12 protein-coding genes are annotated in these 15,033 nt (G+C 34.1%); 4 read left to right on the forward strand and 8 right to left on the reverse strand.

Going from position 1 to position 15,033, the window contains the following annotated elements:
* Positions 1 to 115: 115 nt before the first annotated feature.
* Positions 116 to 889: a YheT family hydrolase gene (locus tag H4O20_RS14070; RefSeq protein WP_185099700.1), complete on the reverse strand. Its 774-nt coding sequence runs from the start codon at positions 887 to 889 to the stop codon at positions 116 to 118.
* A gap of 345 nt (positions 890 to 1,234) precedes the next feature.
* Here H4O20_RS14070 and H4O20_RS14075 point away from each other — a divergent pair, with 345 nt between their 5' ends.
* Positions 1,235 to 1,579 carry a hypothetical protein gene (locus tag H4O20_RS14075; protein WP_139855943.1) on the forward strand — a complete coding sequence of 115 codons (345 nt, stop codon included), beginning with the start codon at positions 1,235 to 1,237 and terminating at the stop codon, positions 1,577 to 1,579.
* A 55-nt stretch (positions 1,580 to 1,634) separates the two neighbouring features.
* On the opposite strand, the gene H4O20_RS14080 is transcribed toward H4O20_RS14075, so the two are convergent.
* From H4O20_RS14080 to H4O20_RS14105, 6 genes are all read right to left on the reverse strand, one after another.
* Positions 1,635 to 2,852: a folylpolyglutamate synthase/dihydrofolate synthase family protein gene (locus H4O20_RS14080; protein WP_185099749.1), complete on the reverse strand. Its 1,218-nt coding sequence runs from the start codon at positions 2,850 to 2,852 to the stop codon at positions 1,635 to 1,637.
* A gap of 114 nt (positions 2,853 to 2,966) precedes the next feature.
* Positions 2,967 to 3,785 carry an energy transducer TonB gene (locus H4O20_RS14085; protein WP_165149299.1) on the reverse strand — a complete coding sequence of 273 codons (819 nt, stop codon included), beginning with the start codon at positions 3,783 to 3,785 and terminating at the stop codon, positions 2,967 to 2,969.
* Between the two features lie 95 nt (positions 3,786 to 3,880).
* On the reverse strand, positions 3,881 to 4,273 hold the full coding sequence (locus H4O20_RS14090; RefSeq protein WP_139855940.1) for a biopolymer transporter ExbD: 393 nt from the start codon (positions 4,271 to 4,273) through the stop codon (positions 3,881 to 3,883).
* Positions 4,273 to 4,992, reverse strand: a complete 720-nt coding sequence (locus H4O20_RS14095) for a MotA/TolQ/ExbB proton channel family protein (RefSeq protein ID WP_185099701.1) — start codon at positions 4,990 to 4,992, stop codon at positions 4,273 to 4,275. Before H4O20_RS14095 ends, H4O20_RS14090 begins: the two co-directional genes overlap by 1 nt.
* 167 nt (positions 4,993 to 5,159) lie before the next feature.
* Entirely contained in the window at positions 5,160 to 6,386 is a 1,227-nt protein-coding gene (locus H4O20_RS14100; RefSeq protein WP_139855938.1) for a Glu/Leu/Phe/Val dehydrogenase dimerization domain-containing protein, read from the reverse strand.
* 129 nt (positions 6,387 to 6,515) lie between these two features.
* Positions 6,516 to 7,637 carry an anhydro-N-acetylmuramic acid kinase gene (locus tag H4O20_RS14105; RefSeq protein WP_139855937.1) on the reverse strand — a complete coding sequence of 374 codons (1,122 nt, stop codon included), beginning with the start codon at positions 7,635 to 7,637 and terminating at the stop codon, positions 6,516 to 6,518.
* Between the two features lie 241 nt (positions 7,638 to 7,878).
* On the opposite strand from H4O20_RS14105, the gene H4O20_RS14110 reads away from it, so the two are divergent.
* Positions 7,879 to 9,021 carry an acyl-CoA dehydrogenase gene (locus H4O20_RS14110; protein WP_139855936.1) on the forward strand — a complete coding sequence of 381 codons (1,143 nt, stop codon included), beginning with the start codon at positions 7,879 to 7,881 and terminating at the stop codon, positions 9,019 to 9,021.
* A 242-nt stretch (positions 9,022 to 9,263) separates the two neighbouring features.
* Here H4O20_RS14110 and H4O20_RS14115 read toward each other — a convergent pair whose 3' ends face one another.
* The gene (locus H4O20_RS14115; RefSeq protein WP_185099702.1) at positions 9,264 to 11,147 is read right to left on the reverse strand and encodes a putative porin; all 1,884 of its coding nucleotides are present in this window, start codon (positions 11,145 to 11,147) and stop codon (positions 9,264 to 9,266) included.
* A 618-nt stretch (positions 11,148 to 11,765) separates the two neighbouring features.
* On the opposite strand from H4O20_RS14115, the gene H4O20_RS14120 reads away from it, so the two are divergent.
* Positions 11,766 to 12,365, forward strand: a complete 600-nt coding sequence (locus tag H4O20_RS14120) for a ribonuclease HII (RefSeq protein WP_185099750.1) — start codon at positions 11,766 to 11,768, stop codon at positions 12,363 to 12,365.
* 112 nt (positions 12,366 to 12,477) lie between these two features.
* Positions 12,478 to 14,919, forward strand: a complete 2,442-nt coding sequence (locus H4O20_RS14125) for a hypothetical protein (RefSeq protein ID WP_185099703.1) — start codon at positions 12,478 to 12,480, stop codon at positions 14,917 to 14,919.
* Positions 14,920 to 15,033 lie beyond the last annotated feature (114 nt).

The following is a 15,033-nucleotide window of genomic DNA, read 5'->3' on the forward strand; positions in this document are numbered from 1 at the left end:
CGGGGATTATCAATGTTGTCGAAGTCTAAAGCTTCACCGTATATAGTAACCTTACTCCGCTCTTTTGTTCTTTCTGATTAATACTTAAAATTAACTTATTTAGTAAAAATCAAACTTAAGCTGGTATATTTATGCCATCAGTAGAATATGCAGGAGAAGCTTTTTTATAATAGTCGCCAAGATCTGTATATCCACCGTGTACAGGAACGATAAACCTATCGATTACATCTTCAAAACTTTTAATGTTTTTAGATATTTCTTTTGAAATCAAACTTGGAAATTGAACGGATTTCTGCTGAATTTTTCCTCTTATCTTTCGAATAAAACGGCTTAAATAAATTTTGCTTATTCCTCCCTGAATTTTCTCAGCACTAGATTTTAATTGAAAAGGTGCAGAAATAGCCACGGCAGCTTTTATTTTCTCAGAAACTTCCTTTCTACCCAGATAATTCAGTATCTGATCGCCTCCTAATGAAAAGCCAACTAGAAAAACTTCTTCAATATTTTGAGCTAAAACGTAATTTATTACAGCTCCCAAATCTTCAATAGACCCATGATGGTATAAGTTGGGAAGTAAATTCATTTCACCTCCGCAACTGCGATTATTCCAAGCAAAGACCGAGTATCCTTGTTCTATAAAAAAGTTGGCGCAGGCGTTATTGTAGTTTTTCATTGAATCGCCTTCTAACCCGTGACACAGTATAATTGCTTTTTTAGAGGTTTGCAATACATAGTCTAAAAGTAGAAAGTCGCCATCTGTCAAGAACAATCGTTTTCGCCGATATTCTGGCGACTCTAATTTTCTGATAATTCCAGAATAAATAGTAGATATATGCCCATTTTGGAAAATGAAGTCCGTTTCATAAGAAGAATTACTTATATAAGGCATAACAACAATCTCTTATTAGTTAATACTTGATTTCCTTAAAGATAAGCGTTATTTATATTTATATATGGCGTGGGAGTAAAGAATATTGCACCTATCACTATCAGCCTTATCTGTCAACAACTGAGTATATTAAATATTGAGAATAGGTCCTAAAGAAAAACACTTTTAAAGCTTATAGAAACTTAGAGATTTCAACGCATTTCTAAGTATTATAAGTTGGCTTATTTAGCATGAAACACTTTATGTAAAGAAAAATAAAAAGTATTAGTTAATTTTGGCGTAATAATTGTTCTATTATAAACAGAATATACTATTTTAGTAACTTTAAAATTAAAAATAAAAAAGATGAAAAATTTATTTACAATAATTGCGTTTGCAGCTACTATGCTTTTTGGTATTCAAAACATATCAGCACAGTCTTTATCTGTTGACAAAAACAGACCTGAAGTAATTGCAAAAGCAGAAACTGCTGAATTAACTGAAACTTTAAACCTAAACGGGGAACAAAGTAGAACGATTTTCAGAGCTCTTGTTGCTAAAGAAATAAACTACCAAAAGCATATTGAGGGTAAAGATGCAACAGACGCAAATGTAATCGCAAATAAGAAAAAATTTGACTCTTCATTAGATGATATTATGAAGAAAACCTTAACCGAGGAGCAATACGCTAAATGGAACAAAAACAAATAATTAGTGATTATAATTATAGTTGCAAAACCCTTTCTCTTTAAGATGAAAGGGTTTTTTATACCACTTCCGCAACTACAAAAGTACTTCCTCCTATAAAAATCAAATCGTCTTTTAAAGCTGCAGTTTTCGCTGCTTCAAAAGCGCTATTCACAGAAAAATAGTCATCGCCTTTTAGTCCAAAACCTCTTGCTTGTGATAAAAGTAATGAGGCATCTAAACCACGTGGAATATTTGGTTTGCAGAAATAATAAGTAGCATTTACAGGAAATAGTGGAAGCACAGATTCCAAATCTTTATCGTTAACCACTCCCAAAACTATATGAAGATTTTGATAATCTTCGTTTTGCAATTGTTTAAGAACTAGTTTTAAACCTTCCTTGTTGTGACCTGTATCACAAATTACTTTTGGACTTTTATTTAAAATTTGCCAGCGCCCCATTAGGCCAGTATTTTTGACAGTATTTAAAAGTCCGTTTTGAATATTTTCTTCAGAAATCTCCCAACCCCTGTTTTGTAGAGTCTTCAAAGCACTTAAAACAGTTTTAATGTTTTTCTGCTGATAAATTCCCTTTAAATCTGAAAGATAGTTAGACGAGTCTATTGCCTCGGCAAATTCTATTGCAGAATTTTTCTCTACAGCAATTCTTCTAAAAACATTTTCAGTTTCTGAAACAGCCTCACCAATTACTACTGGAATATTTTCTTTAATAATTCCTGCCTTTTCAATAGCAACTTTTTCTAGAGTATCCCCTAAGAACTTTGTATGGTCTAAACCAATATTTGTAATCACAGAAACCTCTGGAGAAATAATGTTTGTACTATCTAGCCTACCTCCCATTCCTACTTCAATAATAGCTATATCGACCTCCTCCTCTCTAAAATAGTCAAAAGCCAAACCTACCGTCATTTCAAAGAATGACAGTTGATTGCTTTCGAAATAAGGTTTATGCCTTTGTATAAATCCTGAAACATATTCTTCAGGTATCATATTACCGTTAATCTTAATTCGCTCTCTAAAATCTTTTAAGTGAGGCGAAGTATATAATCCCGTTTTATAACCAGCCTCCTGAAATACGGAAGCAATCATATGACTCGTACTACCTTTTCCATTCGTTCCAGCCACATGTACGCTTTTAAAGCTCTTTTCTGGATTGTTTAAATAATTGGCAAGGGTAATTGTGGCAGACAAATCTGCTTTATAGGCAGACTGCCCTACTCTTTGATACATTGGCAATTGGTTAAAAAGCCATGCTATGGTTTCAGAATAATTGATAAGACAGAGATTTAAAAATGAATAAAAAAATTAAGCCTTTATAAATGCATTTTTATTGCACTAATAAAGGCTTAAAGATAACTATAAATGAAGTTTTTTTAGAATCTAAATGATCTATTCAGACAGACTAAATCTGTAAATGATTTTCCCTACTTGTTTTGCAGGTGCTTTATCGTCTGCATTAAATTTTGTTGCTAGTGCAGCACGTCTAGCAGGCTCTATAAGACAGCGAGAGTTGTTGGTTGTTCCACGTACTCCAGGAGTAGCGTTTATTACTTTTCCACTTCTATCCACCTCTATACTAACTACTACCGTTCCAGCCTCGTTACAGTCTTGTACAAACTTTTCTTTGTTAAGTGCTTTTCTTCCTCCTAACATATAATTTCCATCCCCATCTAGGCCTTTCCCTGTTCCGTAATAAGAGCTTGCATTAGGGTCACCATCTGGGCTTCCTTTATCTCCAGGCTTTCCATCGTTCCCTTCGCCACCTTGTGCAGTGCCATCACTTTTAGGTCCATTTAAGATGCTTGATAGTGCATCAGTAGTTGACTTGTCTGGTTTTGGATCTGGTTTTTTTACCTCTTTTTTAGGTTCTTCTTTTACTGGAGTCTGGGTTTGTTCTTTCTTCGGCTTCTCCTTTTTAATAATTGGAGCATCTTCCGTATCTTGCGTAACTACCTCTTCTCGTATTTCAGCTTTAGGCTGAGAAACGGGTTCGGGAGTAGTGTTTTTAGGTGCAGACTGAATTCTATCTACAGGCTGTACTTCCCCACTTCCAGTTTCAGTTGTTCCAAAATTAATTGCAATTCCTTGCTCTAGTGGTGGGTCGAGATACTTCATACCCACATAAAACAATAGAATTAAAATAATCACATGCACGATTACCGTGATGATCATACTTTTACGTTTATGTTCTGTATCTAAAAGTTTCATGCTTCGATTTCGCTTAGTAACCGAGATTAGGGTTTGTAGTAAAAATTATTTTAATAGTAAGGAGACCGCTTACTTTAATAGGACAATGTTCACTTTTAATTAGGTCTTACAGCAAGGACTACCTTAAACTTATTTCTATTTGCAATATCCATTACAAATACAGCGTCTTCAATAGGCACCCCTTCTTCGGCTCGCAAGATAATTGTTGGTTCATCTTGACCTGCAAGAACTTTTTTTAGTTCATTTTCAATACTATACTCGCTTACACGCTCCTTATCTACATAATAGGCTCCATCTTTTGTAATACTTACGGAAGCTTTTTGCACATTAGAAGTTTTTCCTTTTGCCTTAGGTAAAATTAAATCTAAAGCATCTGGTGTAATAGCAGGCGAAGTAAGCAAGAAAAAAACTAATAACAGAAATACTATATCTGTCATTGAGCTCATGCTAAATTCGGCACTAACTTTATTTCTTCCTCTTAAATTCATTATGCAGGTTCGTTTAACATGTCTAGAAAATCTACTGCAGTGGCTTCCATTTGGTGAACCACTTTATCTGTACGCACTACTAAATGGTTGTAACCCATATAGGCAATAATACCTACTATTAATCCTGCTACTGTAGTTGTCATCGCTGTATAAATACCTTCAGCCAAAGCTCCCATTTCTGCTTGACCACTACTTGTTGCAAGTTGGTGGAAAGCTAAAACCATACCAATTACAGTTCCTAAGAAACCAATCATAGGTGCAGCACCAGCAATAGTTGCTAAAACACTTACGTTTTTCTCTAATTTGTAAACTTCTAAACGTCCAGCATTTTCAATTGCCGTGTTTATGTCTTCCAAAGGACTACCAATTCTAGAAATTCCTTTTTCAGTTAGGTGTGAAACCGGTGTATTGTTTTGAGCACACAAAACTTTTGCAGCTTGAATATTGCCAGAGCTAACATTATCTTTAATCTGATTCATAAAGTTGTTATCCATTTTAGACGCCGCTTTGATTGCAAAAAGACGTTCAAAATAAATGTAAACTGCCACAAAGAGAAGGATAAACAGTACACCTATAATTATTTGCCCTGCAACGCCTCCGTTTAACAACAGATCCATTATTGATAAAGTTTTCTCTTGAGCTTCGACTGGTATGCCTTCAGCGATGGAATCGGTATCTTGTGCTATATCAGCACCCTCTTGAATAAAGAAGTTTAACATAAATAAAGTTTTGTTTTAGTGAATAACGGAAATTGATTATAGAAATTGTTATAAGTTATGAAATATAATTTTTCAAAATAAGAAGAAGTTTAATGCAAAAAAAATACAGCCCAATTGCACCAATTAATTTCAAAACAGAAAACTTCTTCCTATCTCTACTTAGTAAATTATAATAACTCTTTTAAAGCAATTTCGAAAGCTGTTTTACTAATATTCGTCTTTGAGTTATTTTTGTCGAATGTATTCTGAATTGCTTTTTTAATAGTATTTGAAATATCATTAAATATAGCTTCATCAGTCATTTCAACTTTGCCTTCCATAAAATATGCGAATGCACGTGCCATTCCACAGTTACTAATAAAATCTGGAATTAAACTGATACGCTCATCTGTGTATTCCATAATTGAACCAAAGAAAATTTCTTTATCAGCAAAAGGAACGTTTGCTCCACAGCTAATTACCTCAAGACCAGTATCAATCATTTGAGAAATTTGCTCTTTAGTAATTAACCTTGAAGCAGCACAAGGCGCGAAAATTTCGGCCTCGAGATTCCAAATTTTTTCATCTATTTCATCAAAAGAAAGCATATTATCTGCTACTAAGGCGTTTCCATTTTTATTAAGGAAAAGCTGCCTTACCTCTTCTAGAGAATAACCATCCTTATTGATGATTCCACCATCGCGGTCGATAATACCCACAATTTTGGCACCCATTTGCGCAAGGTAATACGCTGCAGCAGAACCTACATTTCCAAAACCTTGAACTATTGCACGTTTTCCTTTTACCTCACCACCATAAATTCCGTAGTAGTGCTTAATAGCTTCAGCAACGCCAAAACCAGTAACCATATCGGCTACTTTATAATCTCTTGATACATCTGGGCAATACTCCAAACTTTCCAATGTTTTGCTTACACCATTTCTCAACTGACCAATTCGGTTAATTTTTTCGGCTTCTGAAGGTGCAAAATGCCCATTAAACACCCCTTCCTGTGGATGCCATAAACCGCTTTGTTCAGTAAATGGTATTACTTCAGTTTTCTGATCTACATTCATATCACCACCAGTACCATAGTATCCTTTCAATAACGGAGAAACAGCTTTAAACCATCTTTCTAAAACTCCTTTTTTACGAGGATCGGCAGGATCAAAATTAATTCCAGATTTGGCACCTCCAATTGCAGGTCCCGAAACTGAAAATTTTACTTCCATAGTTTTAGCAAGAGAAAGTACTTCATTCATATCAAGTCCTTTTCTCATTCTAGTTCCACCACCAGCAGCTCCACCTCGCAATGAGTTGATTACCGTCCAACCTTCGGCTTCTGTTTCAGGGTCTTTCCAATGGAATACAATTTCAGGATCTTTTTCTTCGTACTTTTTAAGCAGTTCTTTCATTATTATATTTAGCATTAAAATTCTCCTTTGCGATTGCTTAGGAGAGTATTGACTATTTATTCATTTATACCATTTCGGCAAAAGCAAATATAAAACTTGTAAGAGTTTATAAGTGGATTTTAAGAAAAATTATGGAAGATAGATTTTTCCAGAAGAATGGTCCTTTGAAGCCCCGGTAACACTAGCTAAACAATTAACTTCGCCACGTAACTTCAAGACTCCCAAAAGCCCAAATATCAACGCTTCTTTATATTCAACAATTTCCGAAGTGGGAATTATAACATTAACAGTTGAAATCTGCTTTAATCTTTTAATCAAAAATGAATTATAAGCTCCGCCACCCGTAATTAATACTGAAGCATTGACATTGAATTGAGCCTTGAGTTGAACAGCAATATGTTCGGTAAAAGTTCGTAAAACATCCTTGGTTGAAATGTTAAACGAATCTATTAAAGGAAAGATACTTTCTTTCACCCACTCAAGTCCTAAAGATTTTGGAGGCTTTTCATAATAAAATGATAACGAATTTAACTGCTGAAGCAAAGTTTGATTTACCTCACCTGCTTCAGCAATTTTTCCTCCTTCGTCATACGCTTTACCAAGCTTTTCTGCATATTTATTTAATACGATATTCGCTGGACAAATATCAAAAGCAATTCTTTTATTACCTTCTTCATAAGAACAGTTAGCAAAACCTCCAAGATTTAAGCAATAGTCATAAGCTGAAAACAATAACCTATCGCCTATAGGAACCAAAGGTGCGCCTTGTCCGCCAAGGTTTACATCCTCCACTCGGAAATCGCAAACCACCGTCAATCCAAGTAATTTTGAAATATGAGGTAAATTTCCAATTTGTAATGTTATCCCTTTATCGGGTTGATGTAAGATCGTATGCCCGTGACTACACACCGCATCAATATCTTGAATATCGTGTTTTTCAATAAACTTTGTAATTTCTTCAGCAAGCTTTTCGGTGTACCTTAGGTTTAAAACCTCAAGTTTATCTTCAGAATAGTTTATTGCTTCTTGTAAATCGTTTTTCCAACCTATAGAATACGGTACTGTTTCAGCTGCACGAATATGGAAATTCCAGGAGTTGCCTTCAACATCACCCTGAGATTGATCTAAAATCTGAAGCGAAGTAGGAATATCTTTATTTATTGAGACATTTAATTCTAATTCCACCAAATCTATCCCATCCAAGGATGTGCCGCTCATTACACCAATAATACGATAAGTTTCTTTTGTCAAAATTTGAAGAATATTTTAAATTTAAATATACCAATGATGATACTAAAAATTTCATATTAAGAGAACCAAATTCTAAATAAAATTCAGATAAGATAAATATCGACAGAATTTTGCTCTAATCTATTGAAAAGTAGCGTTTGATGTTTCTTTATAAATTAGGAATTGTCTTTTTGGAATTTACATTTTATAAGTATCTTTGCCCTTTCTTATAAAAACACAATTTTCACTTATAATAAGCCCTATGGATTTCAGTCTATCCGAAGAACATTTAATGATTCGCGACGCAGCTCGTGATTTTGCACGCACCGAACTTTTACCAGGTGTAATAGAACGTGATAACCAACAAAAATTCCCTGCTGAGCAAGTTAAAAAAATGGGCGAACTCGGTTTCTTAGGAATGATGGTAGATCCAAAATACGGTGGAGGCGGAATGGATACTGTTTCATACGTTCTTGTTATGGAAGAGTTGAGCAAAATTGATGCTTCTTGCTCTGTAATTGTTTCAGTAAATAACTCATTAGTTTGTTATGGTCTTGAAAAATTTGGAACTGAAGAGCAAAAACAAAAATACTTAACCAAGCTAGCTACTGGTGAAAAACTTGGCGCTTTCTGTTTAAGCGAACCAGAAGCAGGTAGCGATGCTACATCTCAGCGTACTACAGCAATAGATAAAGGTGACCACTACGTATTAAACGGAACAAAAAACTGGATTACCAATGGTGGGTCTGCAGATTTCTATTTAGTAATCGCTCAAACTGATAAAGAGAAAAAACACAAAGGAATCAATGCTTTCATAGTTGAAAAAGGCTGGGAAGGTTTTGAAGTTGGTCCTAAAGAAGATAAATTAGGAATTAGAGGTAGTGATACTCACTCTTTAATTTTTAACGATGTAAAAGTGCCAAAGGAAAATAGAATTGGCGAAGATGGTTTCGGTTTTAAATTTGCCATGAAAACACTTTCTGGAGGTCGTATTGGTATCGCTTCTCAGGCCTTAGGAATTGCATCTGGTGCTTACGATTTAGCTCGTGAGTATTCTAAAGTACGTAAAGCTTTTGGTACAGAAATTTGTAACCATCAAGCTATCGCATTTAAATTAGCTGATATGCACACTAGCATTGAAGCTGCTCGCCATTTAGTAATGAAAGCTGCTTGGGATAAAGATCAAGGAAACAACTACGATATGAGCGGTGCAATGGCTAAACTTTACGCTAGTCAAGTTGCAATGGACGTTACTGTTGAGGCAGTTCAAGTTCACGGTGGAAACGGTTACGTAAAAGAATACCACGTAGAGCGTTTAATGCGTGATGCAAAAATTACACAGATATACGAAGGTACTTCAGAAATACAGAAAATTGTTATTTCTAGAGGATTGTTACAAGACTAGATTGAAACATCTATTTTAAGCAAAATACTTTCTTAGATATTATAAAACCCTTGAAAATTCAAGGGTTTTTTTATGTCTTAATGTTTTATAAATTACAATGTGATAGACAGCTTGGGTAATTACAAAGCAATATCCCAACACTCAAATTATATCGAAAACCAATCAAAGTTTATATTTCACTAGTCGCTTGATTTCAATTTGTGTGAAAAACATAAATAAAAAACAGCATTGAAGTCCTGAAACTATAAAAAGAAATTCCAAACCAATCCAAAGCGCAATACTGCATCGCGATAAGGTTGTCTTGGTGCGGCAAAGTGATCGTTATTCCCGCCAAATAAGGAGGTAAGGTTTTCGTACACGAAATAAATACGGGTTTGCCTAATTTTAGCGTTAAAAAATACATCTACCAATGGATACCCTCCGAGTTTCTGATCGTTCTGCACGTAAAATTCAGCAAGCACAGGATCGTAAGCATTCATATTATATTCGGTAAAATACTTGAACGTAACCCCTGTTTGCATAAACAACGCACGTTTAAACCAATGGTCTTGATAGTATAGTGAGTTTCTAGTAATTAATTGAGGCACGTTAAACACATTATCTCCATTAAAAACCTGCTGATACATTATTGTATTTTCCAAAGCAAAAACCCCAAATGTAAATTCTTTTTGCGCTTTTATTTTAAGGTAATCTACACGCTCAGAAGCTTGTATTGGCGACGGAGTACTGTCGTTTTCTCTAATTCCAAAATAGGTGTAATCGTCAATACCCGTATAGCTCACAGAAGCATTTCCAAACCTCTTGGTGTTTATCTCAAACTTTAGCTCTTGCGTTTTTATATTGTTCAAATTGGTTTTCCAGTTGTAATTTTGGTAATCACTTTGATATAATTGAAAATTAAAATTTGGAGCTACAGAGTGAGTTGTTATAGATGCCTTCGCATTGTACTCTTCATTTAAGTCGTATGAGGCAGCGGCTTGCAGGTAATTTGCATCAAAATCTCCAGCCATATTAATTGCTCCTTTTCCTGATAATTTAAACCCGCGATATTCCTTTTCGTATGCTGCTCCAGCTTCTATAATATTTCCTTTAATCCTATTTGTAATTCTATTTTCATCGAGAATTAAAACCGAATTATACCCGTAATTAAAATCGTTATAACCTGCCCAAGCAGTAATTTTCCCCAACAATGAACTGTTATAGTCGGCGTAAGCTTTTACATTAAAATCTTCTAGCTTTGTTTTTGTGTACAAATCGGCATTTTCATACGACGGACCAAAGGTACTAAAGGGGGTGTCCTGCTTGTACTCAAAAAACTTATCCTCATAGCTTAACACGTTTCCGATTGTTAAAACAGAATAATTTGTACTATCGCGCTGGCTGAGTAGTTCATAATAATGATCTGCGTAAAAACGAAGCCCTTCTAGTTTGTTTTCAGCATCTTCAAAATTTACATCCAATCTACCTCGGTCGCTAAACTCAGGGTCACCATTCATAAATAATCGCAGTGAATTATCTGTTAAACCACCATTTTCTTGATTCATTAAATCCTGTGCTGCAACGTGAGCCCGAATAACATATCGGTTGTTTTTTGTACGGTAATTGGAAGTAAAAAGAAAGTTTCCTGTACTCGTTAATATATTTTGATATTTTCCAAGCGATCGCACTCCTTTATAACCAATAGAAAAGTTAAACTGCGGTGAGGTATTTACCGTGAAAAAAGCATCTAATTGCTGCCCTTGATTATAAGCTGTTTTAAAATACAACTCGGTAAACGGTGTAGGCACATTAAAATAGTTTACTTCTTCAATTTCCTTATAGTTAAAATGTCTCGCTTGCGCTGCAAAAAGTGGCTTTAAGTTTAATTTATCAAAGGAATACGCTAGTGAATTATAGGTTTGACCCACGTTGGAAAACTGTAATAATTCAAAATTATCTCTTCTCAAATAATTGAATTTATATTTCTTATAAATACTAAGTGTGGTATCTACATAAGTAGTATCTCTATCGTGAGAAATGATTTTATAAAAATCTATTGGGGGTTTCTCCTTTTTGGGAGTGTTATTTTGCGAATACACAGTTCCCGAAGCGAACAATATAAGAAGTAGCAATAGGAGTCTTTTCATCTTCGAGATAACTTTTGGGCAAAGGTAATTTATTTTTAATTGAAAGAGAACTGGTAAAAATTTCAAATAACAATATCCAAATTTCAAATAAACTCCAGAAATGAAAAGTCAAAATTTCAATTGAAAAGAGTGATTGGTAAAATTTTGGAATTTTAATAACATATTAATTAAAGTAGGTATATTAAGTTTAGTATTAATGAATAATATGATAACTATTATAATTGATTAATGTAAATATAATTGTTCATTTTTTTTCATTGCCAAAAAAAAAGAACCAAAAAAAGTCTAGGCAGAACAAAACTTTACTAAAAATTTCCCTCGTTACGGCGTAAACTAAAGGTTCACTTAAATTTATACACTATATCTAATAGTTTTTAAACTGTTAAAATTAAAATAATTTTAGCGGTTGGCGCAAGTTTGCTTAATCCACCACTCACATCATTTTTTACGTAAAATTTTGCTAAGCCATAGAATACCATTCAAAATTTGAAATTTTTAACAAACAACCCACTTAAAATGACATAGAGAAGAATTTTGAAATTTTGAAATTTGGATCTTAAATATTTGGTGCTTTTTAATTAGCCGTATTTATAAAATTTAATGAGATTTGTATTTAGTATGCTTAAACTAAAAATAAACAACAATCTTCTAGAATGCGGCACCGATGAGGCTGGCCGCGGCTGTTTGGCTGGACCTGTAACGGCGGCGGCTGTAATTCTTCCCGACGATTTCCAGCATCCTTTTTTAACAGACAGCAAGCAACTTTCAGAAAAGAAAAGATTAGAACTAAGAGCTATTATTGAAAAAGAAGCTATTTGCTACTCTGTAGTACATATTATGATGGATGAAATTGATAAAATAAACATCCTAAATGCTTCTATTTTAGGAATGCATCGAGCGATAGCAGGTCTATCTACACCTCCTGAATTTATTGCGGTTGACGGAAACAAGTTTAAACCTTTTAACGATACGCCATTTGAGTGTGTAGTAAAAGGAGATGGGAAATATTTGCATATTGCAGCAGCTTCTATTTTAGCAAAAACCCATCGCGATGAGTTTATGCATGAAATCCACGAAAAATTTCCGCATTACAACTGGAAGAAAAACAAAGGATATCCAACCAAGGAGCACCGGGAAGCTATTCGCGAATTAGGGAGTTCAATTTTTCACAGGAAAAGCTTTAAACTCCTACCCGACCCAACTTTATTAGATTTATAAATTATCTCCTTAATAATAGTGTATCAATTATGGAGGAGAACTGTTGACAACCCGTCAATAAACTATTTAAACAATATGCTAAACGATTGCATTACATTGCTATTTTTGTTTTATGGGAAAAATTAATAGAAATTTATTCGCGGTTTTACTTTTCATCCCAATCCTTTTGGGAGTCTTTGCAAGTTGTGATAACTCACCTTCAAAAACAGGAACACTAATGGATTTTGTTCCAGAAAATGCCGCTGTAGTTTTTAAGATCTCAAATTTCGAAAACTTACAGGCAGATATAGAAAATAGTGCACTGCTTTCTAAGTTCGAAAACACCGAAATCTATTCTTATTTCACTAAAAAGGATAAAATACTTAAAAACCTTCACCCAACTTCTCAGAGTCTTTTAAGTATAAATAAAATTAACGATTCTGTTTCTGCTTATACTTTTATCACAAAACACACAGATAAACTATTTCAGTTAGATTCTGTTAAAAACAAATCTGTTGAAACTTTAACGTTAGATAAAAAGTCATTTCAAAGGGTTTCAATTGATGAAAACACAGCCTATTCAACGATTATTGATAGTGTATTAGTTGTTTCGTCGTCCCAACAAATTATAAAGGACATTTTAAATGGGAAGACCGAGGGTGATGCCACCTTTAAAAAAGTGTTTAATTTACCATCCTCCAACGATTTTACAGCCTTACTGCGCGGCAAAAAAGAGGCTATAAATGACTCAACAAAAATAAATTTCACATCTTGGAGCGCTTTAGACATTAACTTTTCTTCAGAGAATTTTACAGCAACTGGAATAAGCATGGCTACAGACACTATTCCTCAACTGCTTAATATTTTTCAAGGTCAGATACCACAACAAAATGACGTTGCGCTGTTAATCCCTTCGGATGCAAAAAGTGCTTTAAGCTTTACCTTTAACGACGCAGAAAGTATCCAAGAAAAAATTCGCCATTATAAAGGTGATACAAAACCTATACAAACTACTGGTATATTCGGGTCGGTAAGTGAGGCAGGGATAATCGAACTTAAACAAGAATCTGCAATTTTCGTAAAAAGCATTGACGCCTTATTAACTAGCGATGCATTAGCCCGCTTTGTTACTTCAAAAAGTTCATTTCGTGAAGTTGAAATTAAAAGTTTTAGCGAGCCAAAATTGTTTAGAGAAACCTTCTCACCGCTTATCAATTCTGAAAAAGCTAACTATGTATTTCAGTTGGATAATTTTTTCGTTTTTACAGAAAGTGAAATTTCTGCGCAACAGATTATCAGTGATTATCAAAACAACAATACATTAAAAAACACATCATATTTTGAAAACACTATTGTAGATTTAAGCACCGCTTCTTCATTGTTAGTTTTAAAATTACAAGGAGATTTATCTGAGTCGCTATCTCTGCTTTTTGAAAATGACAATACTTTTAAGAAAATTTCATTTGAAAAGTTTCCACTAGCAGCTATACAATTTAGCTACGATCGCAATTTCGCACACGTTACTTTAAGCTGCAAAGAAGTAGGTGGCAATGTAAAAAAATCGTCAGAAAAAGTTTCAGAAAAATTCAATGTAAAACTTGAAAACACGATTTTAAATGCTCCGAAACTCGTTAAAACCAAGAATGGAGAAAGTAAAATTGTGGTACAGGATATTACGAATAAACTTTACTTCATTTCTGAAAGCGGGAAAATTCTTTGGTCAAAAAACCTAGATTCTGCAATACTCGGCGAAGTTGAAGAAGTTTCCATTTCAGGAAACAAACACATTGCGTTTACCACTAAGAGTGCTTTCTACCTATTAGATAGAAATGGAAAAGATTCAAAGTCGTTTCCTATAAAGTTTAAAGATGAGGTAACACAACCCCTTTCAGTGTTTGACTACGACAACAATGGAAATTATCGTTTTGTAGTTATTCAGGACAAGGAAGTGCTTATGTACGATAAAAACGCAAAACTTGTTACAGGCTTTGGTTTTAAGAAAGCGAAAAGCTCGATAGTACAATCGCCAATTCACATTAGAATGGGAAGTAAGGATTATATCGTAATCGCAGAAGAAAACGGTAGTTTAAATATTTTAAGTCGCGTTGGGAAATCTAGAGTTTCAGTTTCTAAAAAATTCAATTTTTCAAGTATTCCAATTGCTGAAGAGGACAACACTTTTGTGGTAATTACAAAAGAAAACACTAAAGAAAGAATCACTCCAGACGGTAAAGTGTCATCTTTAAAATTAGATGTTGGTGCTAATTATTGGTTTACAATTTCTGGAAACACAAAGGCTACTCTGGACGATAATTTACTGCGTATAAATGGCAAGCTAGCAGAATTGCCATTGGGAATCTACACACAACCTCAGCTTTATAAGATAAACAGAAATTACTACACTACCATAACCGAAACTCAAGAGAAAAAGGTTTATGTTTTTGATGAAAATGGAAAACTTCAAAATGGGTTTCCTGTTTATGGAACTTCAGAAGCGAGTTTAAGTCAAGGAAAACGAACTACAAACCTAGTAGTTAAAGGGGGTGCAGATTCTGTAATAATGTATTCGATGTAAAAACTAGTGCGTTAGTTCTACAGTTTTTTCTCAAATAATTTTTAAGATGTACGGCTTTATAAGGCTATAATCATATAATTATTGGAATACTTGAGTAGAGAATAAAAGGTCGTT

The organism is Aequorivita sp. 609, from assembly GCF_014212065.1.
Taxonomy (GTDB): domain Bacteria; phylum Bacteroidota; class Bacteroidia; order Flavobacteriales; family Flavobacteriaceae; genus Aequorivita; species Aequorivita sinensis.